The organism is Congregibacter sp. (assembly GCF_965662665.1).
Taxonomy (GTDB): Bacteria; Pseudomonadota; Gammaproteobacteria; order Pseudomonadales; family Halieaceae; genus Congregibacter.
The window spans coordinates 74,133-92,621 of the sequence record NZ_CBFIIF010000010.1 but is presented as its reverse complement, the minus strand read 5'-3'; the positions used below and the strand labels follow the sequence as shown (position 1 = coordinate 92,621).

Below are 18,489 nucleotides of genomic sequence, written 5' to 3'. Positions count from 1 at the left end.
GCAATGGGCCAAAAGCGGGCACGGTATAGCGCTGCGATCAATGTGGGACGTAGAACCTCTAATTAGTACCGGAGAACTAGTACAAGTTCTGCCTGAATATACACAGACTGCCAATATTTGGGCTGTGTATCCAACCCGCCTAAGTCATTCCGCAAAGCTGCGAGTATGTGTGGAGTTTTTGGCGGAAAGTTTTAATCAATCCTAAATTTTTCGCACCGCGAACAATGGCTCTCCGAACATAATCGGACGAAATTTTCCGCGAAGCCTACCTGTGTGAACAAAAGCCTCTCCTATTGATCAGGCTGTATGACTGGCAGCACTATGTCGGGGTGCTGCAGCGCAAACCGGGAGCCCTGCGCAACGGCGCGCCCTTTAGCGAGATCCCCGAGCGCCTCAAGACGCTCGAGCGACACCTGCTGCGCCACGAGGTTGCTGACCGGGTCATGGCCCAGATATTGGCGGCGGTGGTGTCCGAAGGGCTGGAGCCCGTCCTGGTCGCGGTCTAGTTGGCATTGGAGTCCGGTAACATCAGCGGCGACCCAGCAATGCCCGCGCCTCTCTCTCCGGTATCGGGTCGGTACCAATGACGCTGAGAACCGCATGGGCTAAGTCAACAATACGAAGGTTGCGATATCGAACCGCCGCAGGGTGGGTGTTGCCTACTCGGTGCCTTTGTCCTGTAAACATAACTGAACCCTCAAGCAGACTTAGCCGCGGCCATCTCGGCTTCACGGCGCATACGTTCTCGCGCACTCTTGGGGGGTCTAGCTCTACGCTCTCCCATGGATTCGACTACGAGTCTAGGAGTTGAATACCCATTGTACCCGACGATGTACCTGCAACCAGTAACTGAACTGACGTATATGCTTGCATAGCAACGCAATCGATATCCGGTTCAACTCCCGCCGCCTCCACCAAAACTAAAAAAGGGTCACTCGCAAGAGTGGCCCTTTTTTAATAAACACCCGTCTGTCATCACATCCCATAGCGCTCTTTGACGTAGGCAAAAAACGCAGGGCCATTAGCATCTCTATCAGCATCGACCTTTCGCGCGATGTCGGTGTCCGCCATCATCTCTTGCCACGCCTCTATCCCTTCGATCTCTGCTACAAAATCTCTCTCGAGTAAGGCGCCCGCCAAAGCCACGACACCCAACACATAGCGCAAGTAAATGTCAGCCATCGTAAGCTTATTGCCCATCACATAGGGATCAAACTCTGCAAGACTGTTAAGCGCCGCGATACCTTTTGTAAGTGCATCACTCACTTCTTGAGCCAAGGCATCGGGCACAGGACTTTTACTGATAGAAAACGGAATGAGTCTTCGTCCTGCCAGCTCCAGATAGAGTTCTGACACCTTGATAACCTGGCGTACGCGCGCGCGGTCATAATCGTCAGCCGGGTACAACGGTGAGTTAAAAGGGTAAGCATCCTCGAGGTAGTCGCAACATACCGTCGACTCGCTCATACACTCCCCGTGCTCCGTTGTCATCGCCGGGACTTTTCCGAGAGGACTTATCTCTAAATACGCGTCGTCAGCACCAAACTGCTGCACTTCCTCAAAGGGCAAACCTTTGTGTAGCAGCACATGCTTAACGATGTTGTAGTAGTTGCTGTAAGAAAAACCGTACAACTTGATCATGCCTAATACGCCTTATTAAAAAACACAGAATTACAATATGGCAGAGGCGAGGCCGAAACCGTGCACCAATCTGATCGCCATATCGTGAGGGAGGATTCCCTTGTTATTCGGATGGTAAAACCCCATCCCAATTTGATAGCCACTCTTCAAACTCTTCGGCCGGCATTGGCTTAGCGACAAAGTGGCCCTGAACGATGTCGCAGCCCAACTCCTTCAGACAGTTCAGCGTGCTAGCGTCTTCTACGCCCTCTGCGACCACCCGCATTTTATATAGATGCGCGATTTCGACAATGATACGAACCAGGGTTCGGTCCTGCTCGGACGTCAAGACACGCTCCACGAACGACCGGTCGATCTTCAGCTCGCTAGCGGGGATGTCACGAAAATAGGAGAGCGATGAATAGCCGGTACCAAAGTCATCAATAGAAATATGCACGCCCATGTCGCTAAAGGTGGCGAGGGCTTTTGTACCCGCCTCCAGATCCTGTACGACGCCTTGTTCAGTGATTTCTACCGTCAGCAATTCCGACGGCACTCCCCAGATGCCCAGAGCACCCTCGAACATGGCCGTGAGCTCCGGGCGAGATATCAAGTCCGCTGATACATTAACGGAGATCGGCACCCTCTGCCCTTGGGACATCCAGCTTGCGATCTGGCGGGCAGCGTTATGGGTAATGGACTTTGCGAGCTCAAAGGTTAAGCCGGATCCTTCTGCCAGACTCACCACCCGTTCGGGGGAGATGAATCCCCGGTCCTGGTGCTCCCACCGCAAAAGTGCCTCCACACCAAACAAATCACCGCTCGCAATATTGATCTGTGGCTGATAACAAAGGGTGAATCCATTGTCGTAGAGAGTGTCTTCAAAGGATTGCTGCAGCTCGTCCTCCGAATCCACCACGGACTCACTGATCAGGATGCTTTCCAGATCGAAGTCCTCACCTCTGCGCACTCCCCCAAGGTGCAACTCAGCTCTGGTGAGCATACCCAGCGCGTCTCTATTCATTGGACTAGACATCGCGGCGCCGATACAGAGATGCACGCTCGTTAGATCGTTATCCACAAAAAGGGCCGTATCTAACTCGCGCTGTATGCGACTTACCGCAATGAGAACAAATGCTGCGTGGGTCATTTCTGGCAGGATCACCGCAAAAGTATGCGACCCCACTCTAAAGACCGTTTTGCCTGAATCATCTGTATCGGTAAGAGCATCCAGCTGAGCCGCAGTTTCTCCAATAAGGGCATCACCCAAGTTGTAAGAATGCCGATGGTTAATCAAACTGAGATTTGAGAGGTCGACCAGGAGTAACGCGACTTCGGTTTCCGAGGCCTGCGACTGTGACAAAATCTCGCTGAGGCGTGTCACAAACGCTTCGCGATCTATCGCAGGAGGAGTCACCCGTTTTACAACCGCAGTCCAGACATGCTGATACCGTAGGCTCCGGGTTCCAGACTGTTCACAATATCCAGAGGTTGCCCACGAGAATCTTCGGTAACACTCATTAGATCCAGACCCCGTATTTGATCAAGACGCTTTTTATCCGCATCCAGTAGTAGCAAAACGCGAGGTCGCAGACGACGAGCGCGACATTCGGCGGCCACCACAGCCACCTCACCCGAGGACAATTCCACTAGCGTACCTGCGGGATATATCCCGATCGCCTGAATAAACTCTTCGACCAACTCGGCCTGAAACAGCTTATCCCGCCCGTCATGGAGAATCTTGATCGCTGCAGCGGGTGAAATCGCCTTTGCATGATTGCGGTGACTGGTCATAGCATCGAAGGCGTCAACGATCGCCGCAATGCGGGCGAACACCGGGATGCCGTCACCGTAGAGCCCATTGGGATAACCGGACCCATCGTGACGTTCATGATGATGAATCACCATGGCCCGCACATCCTCATTGACGTCTGAATTCTCGATCATTTCGGCGCCCAGTCTTACGTGATCCCGGACAATCTCTAATTCACGACCCTCGAGACGTCGATGGGCATGCAGCAGTTCCGGGTCTACCTGCAGCTTGCCGATATCGACCAACAAGCCCCCCACCGCCAGTGAGTTCAGGTCATCCGCGGGCAAACCTAACTGCCTCCCCAGAGCGACCGCCCATACGGAAGTCGCCAGAGAGTGCTGATAGGTGTAGTCATCCCGCTGCTTGAGCTGCGCGAGCCATATGCAGGCATCCGGGTTTCTCGAAATACTTTGGATCATTGGCCTCACGGAGCGCGTTATCAGCGGTATGTCCAAAGACGCTTCGGTGCTGCCGGATTTGAAAATAGAGGACATAGTCTCGGAGAGACTGGCAAAGGCCGCCGCTGCTTTTGGGATCTCCTCTTTCCAGGTCGATTTATCGTAATACGGCCTGAGGTTTCGACCAGCCAGAGCCGTTTCTCGCAAACCCGGCTTTCGCTTCACGGGAGCGATTTTTTTCTTTTTGGGGAGAGCAACGCCACTCTTTAGCTGATCAACAAAGACATACCTGCAGTACTCTCTGAGCTGTTCTATCTGGCTATCGTCTTCTATGCGAAAGCCCTGGAGCAAAAACGGGGTGCCCAGCCATGGTCGGTCAAGTTCCGATACGAACATGCCAACTTCAAGGTCGCCGATACCGCATTTGACGATTTTCAGCATTTCAGCAAGCTACTCCCTTTGGGTGTGCGACTAGACCCCCACGCACACTGCTGATAAACCTGAGTATTTCTGACGAATCCACCAAGTACCATCAGCCGGCGCCGCTAGTGTGATCTAGTGCTCCCTGATAATGATCATTATGGTGTAATTCCAACGCTGAGCCTAGCTTTCTGCTGAGGCCCCGGCCGGGCCATCTGCGGCGCCTTTTCCCCTCTCTTTTTGATTCAAAGCAACATTGAAATCACAGCGTCGCGGGGCAGCTTCCGCGAAGGGAGGCTGTAGTAAGATAGCGGTAATGCGCGCACTCAACACTATTGCCTCTGTCACGTTACTGGCGGCCTCCGTCTGCGTGGGTGCTCAGGATCCCGCAACAGACACACGGCCAAGCATAGCCCCGGACATTCGCGAGGACGAAACGCGCCTTAAGCTGCAACGGGGCGATTTGGTCGTGGTTCCCATCCCGATTTCCAATCCGACGCTGGGAAGTGGCCTGGTACTCGGCGGGGCCTACTTCTACCCGCAATCAGAAGAGCAGCGTAAAACGCAGCCCGCTTCTTTAACGGGGGCCGCCGGTCTTTATACGGATAACGACAGCCGCGCTCTGGTTCTGGTGCAACAGAACTATTGGAATCAAAACAAATGGCGCTTTACCGGTGCGGCCGGCACCGCCGATCTTCGCCTCTCCCTCATCGCTCCTGACGAAGACAGCAGCACCGATAGTGTTGACTGGCGAATTCGCGGGGAATTTCTGTTTGCGCGACTCTCCCGCAAGATCAGTGGCAACTGGTATGGCGGAGCCATGACGCGCTTTGTGGACGTGGCACAGAATATCGAGCTTGGGGTTGCTCAGACCAATGACTTTGATACCAGTCCAAAGGTGCGCTCTGCGGGTCTCGGTGGAACCATCGAGTACGACAACAGAGACATGCCGCTCAACGCCTACACGGGCAGGTACTTTAAAGCTGAGGCGCTGTTTAACGACGAAACCGTGGGCAGTAGCGAAACCTATCAGCCCTACAATGCCACCCTAAAGTCCTATCATCCCCTTACGGACTCCCTCGGTGTGGGCTGGGAGCTGCAAGGCTGCCAACGGGTGGGTAGAGCGCCACTGTGGGACGCCTGCACCATCAAACTCCGTGGATTTGCGGCCACCGATTATCTGGGCAAAGTGTCTGCTTCCGGGCAGGCCGAGGCCCGCTGGCGCTTCACCGAGCGCTGGGGACTGGTCGGCTTTGCCGGTGCCGGCCAGGTAGGACGGTCCTATTCTGGCAGCGACAACCACTCTTTGGTTCCCAGCTATGGGGTCGGGGTTCGCTTTATGGTCTCGCCCGCAAAGCGTATCAACATGCGACTCGACTTTGCCAAATCCGAAAACGATCAGGCGGTGCATTTCTCTGTGGGAGAAGCCTTTTGACTTGGCATTAGCCCCGCCTGTTATGCTTCCTTTTATGGTTTCGACCGTTCAAAACTTCATATAAAACACATAGGCGGAGACAGCATGCTCAAGCGACGAACCCAATTATTTGCAGCACTCACAACAACCATCGCAGCCACGTTTTCTGTTAGCGCAGCCCATGCAGACACCCAGCTAATTCACGCGGGACAGCTGCTGGCGATACCCGGCGAAAAACCGCTAATGGAGCAAACCGTAGTCATCACCGATGGACGCGTGAGCGCCGTGGTCGATGGCTATGCAGATGCAGCCGACTATTCGGCCGACGCCGTAGTGGATCTCAAAGACAGCTTTGTTATGCCCGGACTCATGGACATGCATGTGCATCTCCAGGGCGAACTCAGTCCGGACAACGATAGCCGCAGCCTTCGCTGGTCCGATGAGCTCGTGCAGATGTACGGCTATCACAATGCTATGACTACGCTCATGGCAGGTTTCACAACGGTGCGTGATGCGGGTTCTAAAAATCAGCAAACCTACGCCGTGCGCGATGCCATCAATAAGGGCTGGATAGACGGCCCCCGAATCATCGCGGCAGGCGGAGTGGGCATTACTGGCGGCCATGCGGATGTCAGCGGCTCCAAACACGAGTTCATGAAGCTCATGACCGATGAGTCTATTTGCGATGGCCCCTACGACTGTCGCCGCGCTACTCGCAACGGTATTAAGTATGGCGCGGACTTTATAAAGATCACGTCAACAGGTGGAGTCCTCACGGACCGCGCGACAGGCACGGGCAAGCAAATGGAAGACGACGAACTCATGGAAGTCGTCCGCGCCGCTCACAGTATGGGCCGTAAAGTCGCCAGCCATGCGCATCAGGAAGACGGCATCATCGCAGCCCTCAAGGCGGGTGTAGACAGTATCGAGCACGGCACCTACGCAGGACCCGCTGCAATTAAGGAGTTTAAACGCACGGGTGCTTACCTGGTTCCCACGCTACTCGCCGGAGCCACCGTGGGCGATATGGCAAAAGCAGGCGGCATCCTTACCGAGGCCCAAGCGGCCAAAGCTATAGAGGTCAGTACCGCCATGCAGGGCAACTTCGCGAAGGCCCACAAAGCGGGCGTCAAAGTTGCTTATGGCACGGACACCGCGGTGTCCAAGCATGGACTCAATGCGCGGGAGGCTGTGCTCATGCACGATGCGGGGATGAGCGAGATGGACATCCTGGTGTCTGCCACGATTAACGCCGCCGATCTAATTGGCATGAGCGACAGCCTGGGCACCATAGAATCGGGCAAGCACGCCGACATTATTGCCACGCAAATCTCGCCGCTGGAAGATATCAGTGCCCTGCAAGACGTTGGCTTTGTGATGAAAAGTGGCAAGGTGGTTAAAGGCTCCTAGGTGCTTACATGCCTATGACCTATTGCAGCTTTGCGCGGCTGCTCGCAGCCGCCGTCATTGTCAGTACTGCTGCTACCGCATGGGCGGTAGATGGGACCCGACTCAAGGAACTTTTGGTGGGCACGGCGCAAACCTCCCCTTTAAGTGGCCTGCAGGTGAGTTTGCTGCGCGGCGGGGAGAGCGCCGAAAGCTTCGCTTTGGGCTTTGCCCAACGGGGTGATCTTGGCGAAGTACCTCTTCGTCGGGATCACAAGGTGCGTATCGCCTCCATCTCCAAGCTGGTGGTCGCTATTGGCGCCATGCAGCTGGTTGATGCAGGCCAGTTAGACTTAGATGCGGATGTTTCGAAGTATCTTGGATGGACACTGCGCAATCCCGCTGCACCAGATATTCCTGTTACCCCTCGCCAGCTGCTGTCACACACCTCCTCCGTTCGCGATGGCTCGGCTTACTTTATTGCCGCGGGCACGGGAGAGCTGCGCGACTTTTTTACTCCGGGTTCACCCTACTGGGAAGACGGTGGACATTTTGCCGGGGCCCCTGGGCAAGCACCAGGAGAGTACTTTTACTACTCCAATCTCAATTTCGGCCTTTTGGGCACCGTGATAGAACGACTCTCAGGGGAGCGCTTTGATCAGTTCATGGCAAAGCATGTGATCGATCCTATGGGATTGAACGCACGATTTGACCCCTGCGAAGTTCCAGCTGAGCAACGAGCGGCGGCTTTCCGCAAAGGCGAAGTAGCAGGAAGCTGGACGGCGGGCGCAGAGTGGTTAACACAGGTCGATGGCGATCAACCAAGCTGCTTCTATGGTATGCAAGACCCGGCGTTCGCCGAGGATTTTTTAGCCGAATACCGCCTCGGCAGTAACGCCACCCTCTATTCACCTCAGGGCGGCTTGCGGGCAAGCGCCGATGATCTGGTGATCGTGCTCAAAATGCTGGTCAATCGCGGAGCGCTAAACGGCAAGCGCATTGTGTCTGCGGAGTCTGTAGACGCGATGCTTGCACCCAGTTGGACGCTGAATGCACAACGCAGCAACGGACTCTCATCGGGCGAAGCGGAGCCCGGCGGTCCCACAGACGGGCTCATGACCAGTTATGGTCTCTCGGTGCATCGCATCGATATGCGGGCCTGGGGATTTGAGCGGGGGCCTAAATTACTCGTAGGACATTTGGGCGAGGCCTATGGCGTGCTCAGCCATGCTTTGATCAACCCGGAGACCGGCGATGGCATCGCGACGATCATTACCGGCAGCGCAGAAAGCCCCGCCAGTGCACCACCCGGTAGCAGCCCCTTGTATCGCATCGAAGAAGAAGTGCTGCGCTGGTGGCTAGAAGCTGCTCTTTAACCGAAAACAATAGATAGAGCGATTTACGTTTTTCTCCAGTAAACGCCGCTCCAGTCTACGCGTTCCATTACGGCCGTTATCCCTTCCCTTTCTCTAAACTGATCCACCGCGGCTTTACAGCCTTCGAGTCCATAGTCGTCGACGACGATAAAGCCGCCCGGGGAAACCTTTTGGTAGAGGGTGTCCAGAACCTGAATTGTAGAACTGAACATGTCGCCGTCGAGTCGCAGCATCGATAACTGTTCAATGGGCGCTGTTGGCAATGTGTCTTCAAAAAATCCCGGTAAAAATATGGTCTGTGAATCGAGCAGATCGTACTTCTTGAAGTTTGATTTCACTTCCTCGAGGCTGACGCTCAGAAACGTCACTTTATGGTGCTCGTCGTTTTCGTCCTCGGGGTACCGCGGGTCCGGTGGAGGAAGCCCACAGAAGGAGTCAGCAACAAACACTCTGCGATCTGCAACTTCATGCGCCGCAAGAAATGCGCGCATAAAAATAGTCGCACCGCCGCGCCAAACCCCGGTCTCGATAAAGTCTCCAGGCACGTCGTCGGCAAGAATCTGGTCAAGACAGTTATGTATATTGTCCAGACGCTTGCGGCCAATCATGGTATGCGCCCGCTCGGGCCAATACCCACCGTTCTGAACTTCGTGGGGAGTCGGCGTCTTACCGGCCCTGTTGCCATCCCCCCAACCCCAACTCTGCTCTGTAGACACCTGGGATCCGTAAATAGTGTCGAGGAGCGTCGATTTTATGAGGTCCAAATACCTGACAGGGTTCAAACGTAGTCCTTACATGGAAGACAAAACATTAGGAGTAGCCGACGGCCGAGACAGCCCCTCTAGACTCTTAGCAAGGGTATAGCCCCTCTGGCCTTAATGCTGCGCCACCTACTCAGAATCATAGAATAATCTCTTTGCTGTTTTTCAGCCACCTCGACAGCAACGATCGCAGGAACGTCTCTCTTGGGTGACACTACAGACAGCTGCTTAGGACGCTCTCACTCCGCTTCAGTGGGCGCTGCTGGAACCTGAGACCGGCACCTAGCTCGCTGGCGGCACTTTGCGCTTTCTGGGGCCCTTCTTCTTCGCAGCGTCACCAGGCGTATCTGCAGCAGGTGCTGCGCGCTTACCGGTTTTTTTGGCGCCAGATCCCGGGCGGGAAATTCGCAATTTTTGACCGCTCACCCACACTGACTGTAAGTGCTTGAAAATCTCTTTGGGCATGCCTTCGGGTAAATCGACAAAGCTATGATCTTCCTCGATTTGAATGCGTCCGATGTACTCCGCATCCACCTCAGCTTCGTTGGCAATGGCGCCAACGATGTTTCCGGGTTTGACGCCGTGTTGATGCCCTACCTCGACGCGATAGCGCTCCATACCGGCATCGGCGCCGCGCGTATCTGCGTCTTTAGCCTTGCGCGGCTTACGCTCACGCTGAGTGTCCCGACCGCGATCCCGGGTCAGCGAACGCCCTTCCCTGGGTGGCTTAGCTGAGGTACCTGCAGGCTCCGGCGCCGGCATCACAGCCTTTGCACCCTGATTCATCACGACCAAAGCCGCCGCAATGTCGATAATGGGAACGCCAAACTCTTGCTGATAAGACTCTACAAGCTCTCGCGCTGCGGCCCGGTCCTGAGTATCCAGTGTCTCGGTAATACGCGCCTTAAAACGTGAGGCTCGCTTGTCACTCACCTGCTCCGATGTGGGCAGCTGCATGGCTTCAATCTTTTGTCCCGTGACCCGCTCAATGGTGCGCAGTAAACGGCGCTCACGGTTGGCGGCAAAAAGAATTGCCTCGCCGGTTCGACCCGCACGGCCCGTGCGTCCGATGCGATGCACATAGGCCTCGGGGTCGTTGGGAATGTCGTAATTGATCACATGACTGATGCGCTCCACATCCAGCCCCCGTGCAGCAACATCCGTGGCTACCAATATATCCAAGGCGCCCTTCTTTAGGTTCTCAACGGTTTTCTCGCGCTGGTTTTGCGCGATGTCGCCATTGAGCGCGGCTGTGGCATAGCCTCGTGCCGCCAGTTTGTCGGCAAGCTCCTGGGTGGCAATTCGTGTGCGGACAAAGATAATGATGCCGTCGGAATCCTCGGTTTCGAGAATACGCGTCAGTGCATCCAGCTTGTGCATACCGCCCATCATCCAAACGCGCTGACGAATAGCCGCATTCGTGACGGTCTTCAGCTTGATCGTGATTTCTTCGGGCTCGTTGAGATGCTTCTTGGCAATACGTCGAATGGCATCGGGCATAGTTGCAGAAAACAGTGCGATCTGACGCTCGGGGGGCGTCTGCTCAAGAATCCACTCGACATCATCGATGAACCCCATACGCAGCATTTCGTCGGCTTCGTCCAGCACCAGTGTTTTAAGTGCCGAGAGGTTCAGGGAACCGCGTCGCATATGATCCATCACCCGCCCCGGGGTACCCACGATCACGTGCACACCACGCTGCAACTGGCGAAGCTGCGTGCGGTAGTCCGACCCCCCATAGATGGGCAGCACCTTAAAACCCTTGCTGTGCCTTGCGTACTTCTGAAAAGCCTCGGCGACCTGAATGGCCAGCTCCCGTGTGGGCGCCAGTATCAGCGCCTGGGGCTTATTCACTTTGGGATCGAGGCGGGCCAGAATCGGCAGTGCAAATGCTGCAGTCTTTCCCGTACCGGTCTGAGCCTGCCCTACCAGATCCTTCCCCTCCAAAAGCGGCGGGATGGTCATGGTCTGAATAGCCGAAGGCGTTTCATAGCCCACGTCGCTCAATGCTTTCATGAGAAACACGGGAAGTTGCAGCTCATCAAAGCTGCCGGTGGTCGTTGGGCTCGTCATTGGAATTACCGAAATCGCAAGAGATCGCCCCGAATCGGGCAAACCGTGATTATACAGGCTGGGCTACCCGGTGAGTTGTGACTAATTCAGCCCTTCCTGATAGTCCGCGCCCGGCTCTTTTTCGGGCTCTTCACCACTTTCGGCGGCTTTGAGTCGCCGCTGGCGCGCTTCTTCTTCGGCGAGCACCGCGCGAATCTCCGCCATTACCGAGTCTGTATCTGCTTCATGGGTATCGAGTTCGGCCCAACCAGTGAGTGGGTACTCGGGGTTCAGGTCTCCTTCCTCAAACAAGCCCCAGAGCTCTTCGGCGTAATGTGTATCGAGCAACTCCGGCGCAAACTGCGCGTAGTATTCGGTGATGTTGCGAATGTCACGAGTCAACATGGATTGGGCGTTGTTGTTCCCCGCCGCATCTACCGCCTGGGGTAAGTCAATAATGACGGGGCCGTCCTCATCGACCAAAACGTTGAACTCGGACAAATCCCCGTGTATCAAACCCGCTGCCAGCATGCGCAGCACGTACTGCATCATGAGTGCATGATCTTCGCGGGCCTGCTCCGCAGACATTGAGACATCGTTCAGTCGCGGCGCGACATCGCCGTCTTCGTCGGTCACCAGCTCCATAAGCAGCACGCCATCAAAACAGCCATAGGGTTGAGGAACCCTCACCTCGGCACGCGCCAGTCGATACAGCGCATCCACCTCGGCGTTCTGCCAGGTCTCTTCCTGCTGCTTACGCCCGAATTTGGAGCCCTTCTCCATGGCTCGCGCCCGGCGACTGTTCCGCACCTTGCGACCTTCGGTGTACTGAACCGCTTTCTTAAAGCTACGCTTTACGGCGTCTTTGTAAATCTTTGCGCAGCGCAACTCACCCGCTGAGCGCACAATAAAGACATCCGCCTCTTTGCCACTCATGAGCGGACTGATCACTTCATCGATGATTCCCTCTTCAACCAGAGGTTGTAAGCGCTTAGGTGTCTTCATTGCTGCGGATCGTTTTGTGTCCTGATTGGGATGAATAGTTAAACACCGGCACTCTGCCATATCGGGTCGAGGACTACGATGGGCTGCGGATCAAAATTTCGCCCCCGTCGATGCGTTCCTCGCCTTGCGCCCAGGCTGGCAGCCCTGTAACTTCGGCCATCACTCAATAAATATCGAAATTCGCCTCACCTGATGCGCGACTATTTTTTGCGGCGTCTACTCCTGATACCGCCCACCCTTTTAGGGGTGACCATCATTGTCTTTGCGATCACCCGGCTCGTCCCGGGAGGACCTCTTGAGCGCGCGATCATGGAAACCCAGCAAATGAGCCAGACCGGCGGCGGGCAAGTGGCCGGCCAGGGCATGGCTATCTCCGACGAGCAACTAGAAGCTCTCAAAGAATACTACGGGTTTGATAAGCCCATACTACAGAGTTATGCAGAGTGGCTTGGCAAAGTGGTCACGGGCGATCTGGGCTCATCCTACCGCTACAACGAACCCGTATGGGACGTCATCAAAGATAGATTTCCCGTGTCCCTGTACTACGGCGTCGTAACGCTGATTCTCACCTACGCGGTGTGCATTCCTCTGGGAATTCTTAAGGCGATTCGTCATCGCACCTTTGTAGACAACATTTCGTCTGTTCTGATTTTTGTTGGTTACGCCATACCCGGCTACGCGCTCGGCTCACTGTTGATTCTGTTCTTTGCTGTCCGCCTTGAGTGGTTTCCCATGGGCGGCTTTGTGAGCTTTAACTTTGACGATCTCAGCGCCACCGAAAAGACCCTGGATCTCATCAACCATTCACTATTACCCCTCATCTGTTATCTCGTGGGCAGCTTTGCCCTGGTCACGCTGCTTCTCAAGAACCATCTCATGGATAATTTGGCAGCGGACTACATCCGAACGGCTATCGCCAAGGGCGTATCGTTTCGAAAGTCGGTAACAGGGCATGCCATGCGCAATTCTCTGATTCCTATCGCCACCACATTCGGACAAAACATCACGCTACTGGTGGGCGGTTCATTTTTGATAGAGACCATCTTTGATATTGATGGCTTTGGTCTTTTGGGACTCAGCGCCATCTTAGACCGAGACTACCCGGTGGTTATGGGCGTGGTGTTATTGGCCAGCCTGCTGCTTCTCATCGGCAACATCATCTCTGACATTCTGGTGGCTATGGTCGACCCTCGGATACGGTTCAGCTAATTGATGATGCAGCTCAACCCCCAGACGCTCAAAAAGCTGCGCCGATTTCGGCATATCAAGCGTGGCTATTACAGTTTCCTCATACTTGCCGGGTTAATGGTTCTCCTTGCCTTTGGGGAACTACTCATCAACAGTCGCGCTCTGATCGTCAGTTACGAGGGGGAACTGTTCTTTCCGACCTATACCGCATTTCACCCCGGGACAGACTTTGGTCTCGACTACGACTACGAGGTGAACTACCGCGAGCTCAAGGACAAGTTTGCGTCAGAGGGCGGGGACAATTGGCTGTTACTCCCTTTGGTGCCCTACAACGCTTTCGAAAATCATGCCCCGGGGGGCATCTTTAAGCCGCTGGCGCCTAACGCGACCCAGCAGCACTACCTTGGAACCGATACAACAAGTCGCGACATTTTGGCGCGACTTTTTTACGGCACACGAATCGCACTCATTTTTTCTCTGGGGTTTATGTTGTCCGTATATCTCATCGGTATCGCCATTGGCTGCTCTATGGGCTACTTCGGCGGCGTGTTTGATCTGTTGTTTCAGCGGCTCATCGAAATCTGGTCGAATGTGCCCTTTCTGTACATGGTCATCATTATTTTTTCCGTAATACCCGCCGCGTTTTCTGTCTCCACGCGAATAGCGATTCTGCTCATGGTGATGGTGCTGTTCTCCTGGACGGGCATGACGTACTACATGCGTACAGAGACCTATAAGGAAAAGGCCCGGGACTACGTTGCCGCAGCGCGCGTCATTGGCGCATCTAACTCTCGTATTATCTTTCGGCACATACTTCCCAACGTGCTCTCTACGCTCGTCACCTTTATGCCCTTTACTATCGTTGGGGCAATCGCAGCAATCACCGCACTGGATTTTCTCGGATTTGGGCTACCGCCACCCACGCCCAGCCTTGGAGAGCTGTTAAAGCAGGGCACTGCTAATCTGCGTACCGCGCCCTGGATCGTTACATCTGCATTTGGCACTTTGGTAGCGCTACTCACACTGGTTACCTTTGTGGGCGAAGCGGTGCGCGAGTCTTTTGACCCAAAAACTTATTCGATTTACCGCTAAGGACTTTTAAGAGTGATCCCTATGAAACGACATTATCCCTCGTCCAAATGGCTACTCATTCTCGCTGCGACCCTAATGGTCGGCTGCGGCGGGGAAAGCGGAGAAGGAGAATCGGAGTCGGCGCTTCCCGCAATGGATAATACCGCTGAAGTAGAAGCGGACTACGCGGCAGAGCCCGAGTTTTACCGCTTTCGGAGCCTGGATGACCTCCCCGATGATCTGGTTTGGGAAAACGGCTCGGACTTAGCCGAAATAGGCTCGCCCGATGCACAAAAAGGTGGCACCCAGTACATTGCTCTCCCGGATTTTCCGCGCACCCTGCGTACCGCAGGCCCTGACTCCAATGGATCCTTCAGACCCTATATTCTGGACGATGTTGTTACCCTCATCGCGCATCTACACCCTGACGAGCGTAAATACTATCCGGCGCTAGCAGAGTCTTGGGCACTCGACCCCAGCACCTCGACGGTGTACGTGAAGCTTGACCCCGCCGCTCAGTGGTCTGATGGCGTACCCGTCACGACTGATGACTTCTTCTTTATGTTCTGGTTCTACAAATCCGAATACATCAGAGCACCCTGGTACAACAACTGGTATGGCACGCAGTACACCAACATCACGCGCTACGACGATCGTACGTTTTCGATTACCACTGCGTCTTTGAAGCCAGACTACTCTGCGAGAGTTTTGGAGCTTCACCCCCGACCCAGGCATCATTTCAAGGAGCTGGGCGAAGACTATATTGAGCGCTACCAGTGGCGATTCACGCCCACCACTGGGGCTTATGTATTGCGCGACGGCGATTTAAAAAAGGGCCGATCTATTGTTCTGAGCCGCGACGAGAACTGGTGGGCAAAGGATAAGAAACACTTTAGATATCGCTTCAACCCGGACCGCGTTCAATTCAATATTATTCGCGACACGCCAAAGCGGTTTGAAGCATTCAAGCGTGGGGACATTGATCAGTTTGGTCTGGCGCTCTCTGAGTACTGGTACGAGAAACTGCCAAACTCTGACCCGGACGTTCAGGCAGGTTACATCGCCAAATCCGCGTTCTATAACGAGTACCCTCGCCCGCCCTATGGCCTGTGGATGAATACCTCTGAGCCACTGCTGGATGATCTGAATATCCGCCTCGGGATTCAGCATGCCAGTAACTGGCAGCTGGTGATTGACCAGTACTTCCGTGGAGATGCCGAGCGCTTGAGGACGGCCAACGAGGGCTTCGCAGAGTTTAATGACCCTACGATCGAACCTCGAGAGTTTGACATCGAAAAGGCCCAGTCCTATTTCGCTGCGGCGGGCTTTAGCGAACGCGGGCCTGACGGAATTCTCGTCAATGCAGAAGGACAAAAGCTGGCCTTTACGCTGTCCACCGGCTACGAAAACCTGGCCGACGTCATGACGATCCTGAAACAGGAGGCCGAAAAAGCGGGTCTCGAACTTCGCATCGAGGTACTCGACGGCACGACGGGTTGGAAAAAAGTACAGGAGAAGAAACACGAGATTCACCTGGTCGCTTTTGGTCGCTTTCTCGAGATGTACCCCAGATACTGGGAGCACTACCACTCCGATAATGCCTACGATGACGCGTTTCTCGATGATGGCAGCATCAACCCGGACCGTGAGCTAAAGACGCAAACCAACAATCTCGAAGCATTTGCCGACTTTGAGATGGATGGCCTCATTGATCAGTACCGAAAGTCTAATAACAAGCAGGAGATGATCGAGCTCTCGCATAGGATTTTGAATCTGCACAATGACCATGCGTCCTACTCTCCAGGATGGTATCAACCGACCTTGCGGCTGGGGCACTGGCGTTGGATGCGCTACCCGGATTATTTCAATCACAAGTACATCAGCGGCACGGGCGAGCTTTGGGTGCACTGGATCGATACAGAACTCAAAAAGGAAGTGATGGATGCGCGCAAGTCCGGCAAAACCTTCCCGCCAATGATCGAAGTCTACGATCAATGGAAGCCCTAAGCCTTGGCTGATACCCCCATACTGGAGGTCGACGGACTCGTCACAGAGTTCGATACCGACGAGGGCCTTGTCCGCGCTGTCGATGGTGTGAGCTTCACCGTCGATGCCGGAAAGACCGTCGGCATTGTGGGAGAGTCGGGCTGCGGTAAAAGCGTAACGGCGCTCTCGATCATGCGACTGCTCCCACAACCCATGGGCCGTATCGCCGGTGGCGCCATTCGTCTGGAGGGGCAGGACCTTGCGAGCCTGAGCTTCGAAGAGATGGAGTCCGTTCGCGGTAACAGAATCGGCATGGTGTTTCAGGAGCCCATGACCGCGCTCAATCCCGTGCACACCATTGGGCGCCAACTCACCGAGGGCCTTAAGATCCATAAGGATCTCAGTGATCAAGACGCTATAGCCGAAGCCATCAAAATTCTCGACAAAGTCGGCATCCCCTCCCCCGAGATCCGTTTGGGCGAATATCCCCATCAACTCTCTGGCGGCATGCGCCAGCGCGTCGTAATCGCCATCGCACTGGCCTGTGGGCCCGCGTTGCTCATCGCGGACGAGCCCACCACAGCCTTGGACGTCACGATTCAGGCGCAGATACTGGAACTGATCAAAGAGCTTCAGGCGGACTTGGGTATGTCCGTCATATTGATTACCCACGACCTTGGCGTCATCGCCGAAACCTGTGACGAAGTCGTGGTGATGTATGCGGGTAAGGTCGCCGAACGGGGTACAGTATTCGATGTTTTTGATCGACCCTCACATCCCTATACCCAGGGACTCCTGCGCTCCATCCCCACTCTGGAGACCACCCCTAAATCGACGCTTAATGTGATTGAAGGCATGGTGCCCGGTTTGCGGGATTTACCCCCCGGCTGTCGTTTCGAGAACCGCTGCCCCAAAGCGAGTGATCGATGCCGTGAAATGCCACCGACAGAAGAGCGCGTCGAAGGCATGCACCGGGTGAGCTGCTACCAGTGGCAAACAGCATGACGCCCCTGTTAGAAGTCGACGATCTGCGCATGCATTTCCCCGTAAAGGAAGGCTTGCTCATGCGCTCTCATCGAGCCAACCGAGCGGTCGATGGTGTATCCCTGCATATCAACCCGGGAGAAACGCTGGGACTCGTTGGAGAATCCGGCTGCGGAAAATCCACCTTAGGACGTTGTCTCGTGCGCCTTTACGATCCCACAGCCGGGACCATCCGGTTTGCCGGGCTGGACATCACGCAGCTCAAGCCCCGAGCTCTACGACCCCTTCGACAAAACATTCAAATGATATTTCAGGATCCCATGGAGTCGCTCAATGCGCGGCACACTGTGGGAGAAATCCTAGAGGAGCCCATGCTCATTCAGGGTGTGGGCGGAAATAGTGTCGAGCGTAAACAGCGCGTAAGAGAGCTCCTCAACATTGTGGGGCTGCCTGCTCGCTCCGTAAGCCGATACCCCTTTGAGTTTTCCGGAGGTCAGCGCCAGCGTATTGGCATTGCCCGCGCCATTGCGCTCAATCCGCAGCTGATTATTTGTGACGAGCCCGTGTCTGCTCTGGATGTATCTATCCAGAGCCAGATCCTGAATCTTCTTATCGAGTTACAGCGGGAATTCAATCTTGCCTACTTGTTCATTGCCCACGATCTCGCGGTGGTAAAGCACGTCTCCGACCGTGTCGCGATTATGTATCTTGGGCGAATTGTAGAAACCGCAGCATCCGAGACTTTGTATCAAAACGCCAGCCACCCTTATACGAAGAGCTTAATCTCGGCGATCCCGATTCCGGATCCTCATCGCAGTCATGAGCGACAGATTCTCACCGGCGACGTACCCTCGCCCATCGCACCACCGTCAGGCTGCCACTTTCATCCCCGCTGCCCCGTAGCAGAGGCCAGCTGTAGTGAGCGCTATCCCGAGACTAGACTCGTGGGCGAAGGACACGAGAGCGCCTGTCATCTGCTTAATCAGTAGCTAACGCTAGGCAAACCCGCATTTGC

Annotated in this window: 16 protein-coding genes and 1 pseudogene; 10 read left to right on the top strand and 7 right to left on the bottom strand. The window is 54.9% G+C overall.

What is annotated here, in order from left to right:
* Together ACTG39_RS06505 and ACTG39_RS06500 are read left to right on the top strand one after the other, a co-directional pair.
* A partial coding sequence (locus ACTG39_RS06505; RefSeq protein WP_439106723.1) for a LysR substrate-binding domain-containing protein occupies nt 1-205 on the top strand: 205 nt, incomplete at its 5' end.
* Between the two features lie 100 nt (nt 206-305).
* Nucleotides 306-503 (top strand): annotated as a pseudogene (locus tag ACTG39_RS06500) (IS21 family transposase); the annotation flags it as partial.
* A 25-nt stretch (nt 504-528) separates the two neighbouring features.
* Here ACTG39_RS06500 and ACTG39_RS06495 read toward each other — a convergent pair.
* From ACTG39_RS06495 to ACTG39_RS06480, 4 genes are all read right to left on the bottom strand, one after another.
* The gene (locus ACTG39_RS06495; protein WP_439106722.1) at nt 529-687 is read right to left on the bottom strand and encodes a hypothetical protein; all 159 of its coding nucleotides are present in this window, start codon (nt 685-687) and stop codon (nt 529-531) included.
* Nucleotides 688-975: 288 nt separating this feature from the next.
* Nucleotides 976-1,641, bottom strand: coding sequence for a glutathione S-transferase family protein (locus ACTG39_RS06490; protein WP_439106721.1), 666 nt, complete (start codon nt 1,639-1,641; stop codon nt 976-978).
* Nucleotides 1,642-1,744: 103 nt separating this feature from the next.
* Nucleotides 1,745-3,037: a putative bifunctional diguanylate cyclase/phosphodiesterase gene (locus ACTG39_RS06485; protein WP_439106720.1), complete on the bottom strand. Its 1,293-nt coding sequence runs from the start codon at nt 3,035-3,037 to the stop codon at nt 1,745-1,747.
* A 5-nt stretch (nt 3,038-3,042) separates the two neighbouring features.
* Nucleotides 3,043-4,272, bottom strand: a complete 1,230-nt coding sequence (locus ACTG39_RS06480) for an HD-GYP domain-containing protein (RefSeq protein ID WP_439106719.1) — start codon at nt 4,270-4,272, stop codon at nt 3,043-3,045.
* Nucleotides 4,273-4,567: 295 nt separating this feature from the next.
* Between ACTG39_RS06480 and ACTG39_RS06475 the strand changes: the two genes are divergently transcribed.
* From ACTG39_RS06475 to ACTG39_RS06465, 3 genes are all read left to right on the top strand, one after another.
* On the top strand, nt 4,568-5,686 hold the full coding sequence (locus ACTG39_RS06475) for a BamA/TamA family outer membrane protein (protein ID WP_439106718.1): 1,119 nt from the start codon (nt 4,568-4,570) through the stop codon (nt 5,684-5,686).
* An 84-nt stretch (nt 5,687-5,770) separates the two neighbouring features.
* A complete protein-coding gene (locus ACTG39_RS06470; protein WP_439106717.1) occupies nt 5,771-7,075 on the top strand; it encodes an amidohydrolase family protein in 1,305 nt (434 codons plus the stop codon).
* A gap of 8 nt (nt 7,076-7,083) precedes the next feature.
* Nucleotides 7,084-8,427, top strand: coding sequence for a serine hydrolase domain-containing protein (locus ACTG39_RS06465; protein ID WP_439106716.1), 1,344 nt, complete (start codon nt 7,084-7,086; stop codon nt 8,425-8,427).
* A gap of 23 nt (nt 8,428-8,450) precedes the next feature.
* Here the strand turns inward: ACTG39_RS06465 and ACTG39_RS06460 are convergent, their stop codons facing one another.
* From ACTG39_RS06460 to ACTG39_RS06450, 3 genes are all read right to left on the bottom strand, one after another.
* Nucleotides 8,451-9,209 (bottom strand): TylF/MycF/NovP-related O-methyltransferase, encoded by a 759-nt coding sequence (locus ACTG39_RS06460; protein ID WP_439106715.1) that lies wholly within the window; start codon nt 9,207-9,209, stop codon nt 8,451-8,453.
* 261 nt (nt 9,210-9,470) lie between these two features.
* Complete coding sequence (locus ACTG39_RS06455; protein WP_439106714.1) at nt 9,471-11,261, bottom strand: DEAD/DEAH box helicase; 1,791 nt, start codon at nt 11,259-11,261, stop codon at nt 9,471-9,473.
* A gap of 81 nt (nt 11,262-11,342) precedes the next feature.
* Complete coding sequence (locus ACTG39_RS06450) at nt 11,343-12,245, bottom strand: PA4780 family RIO1-like protein kinase (protein ID WP_439106713.1); 903 nt, start codon at nt 12,243-12,245, stop codon at nt 11,343-11,345.
* Nucleotides 12,246-12,437: 192 nt separating this feature from the next.
* Between ACTG39_RS06450 and ACTG39_RS06445 the strand changes: the two genes are divergently transcribed.
* From ACTG39_RS06445 to ACTG39_RS06425, 5 genes are read left to right on the top strand one after another with little or no spacing between them, the layout of a single operon-like run.
* Entirely contained in the window at nt 12,438-13,454 is a 1,017-nt protein-coding gene (locus ACTG39_RS06445) for an ABC transporter permease (RefSeq protein WP_439106712.1), read from the top strand.
* A gap of 3 nt (nt 13,455-13,457) precedes the next feature.
* Nucleotides 13,458-14,525 carry an ABC transporter permease gene (locus tag ACTG39_RS06440; RefSeq protein WP_439106711.1) on the top strand — a complete coding sequence of 356 codons (1,068 nt, stop codon included), beginning with the start codon at nt 13,458-13,460 and terminating at the stop codon, nt 14,523-14,525.
* Between the two features lie 21 nt (nt 14,526-14,546).
* On the top strand, nt 14,547-16,511 hold the full coding sequence (locus tag ACTG39_RS06435) for an extracellular solute-binding protein (RefSeq protein WP_439106710.1): 1,965 nt from the start codon (nt 14,547-14,549) through the stop codon (nt 16,509-16,511).
* Between the two features lie 3 nt (nt 16,512-16,514).
* Complete coding sequence (locus tag ACTG39_RS06430; protein WP_439106709.1) at nt 16,515-17,495, top strand: ABC transporter ATP-binding protein; 981 nt, start codon at nt 16,515-16,517, stop codon at nt 17,493-17,495.
* On the top strand, nt 17,492-18,463 hold the full coding sequence (locus tag ACTG39_RS06425) for an ABC transporter ATP-binding protein (protein WP_439106708.1): 972 nt from the start codon (nt 17,492-17,494) through the stop codon (nt 18,461-18,463). Before ACTG39_RS06430 ends, ACTG39_RS06425 begins: the two co-directional genes overlap by 4 nt.
* The last annotated feature ends 26 nt before the right edge of the window (nt 18,464-18,489 follow it).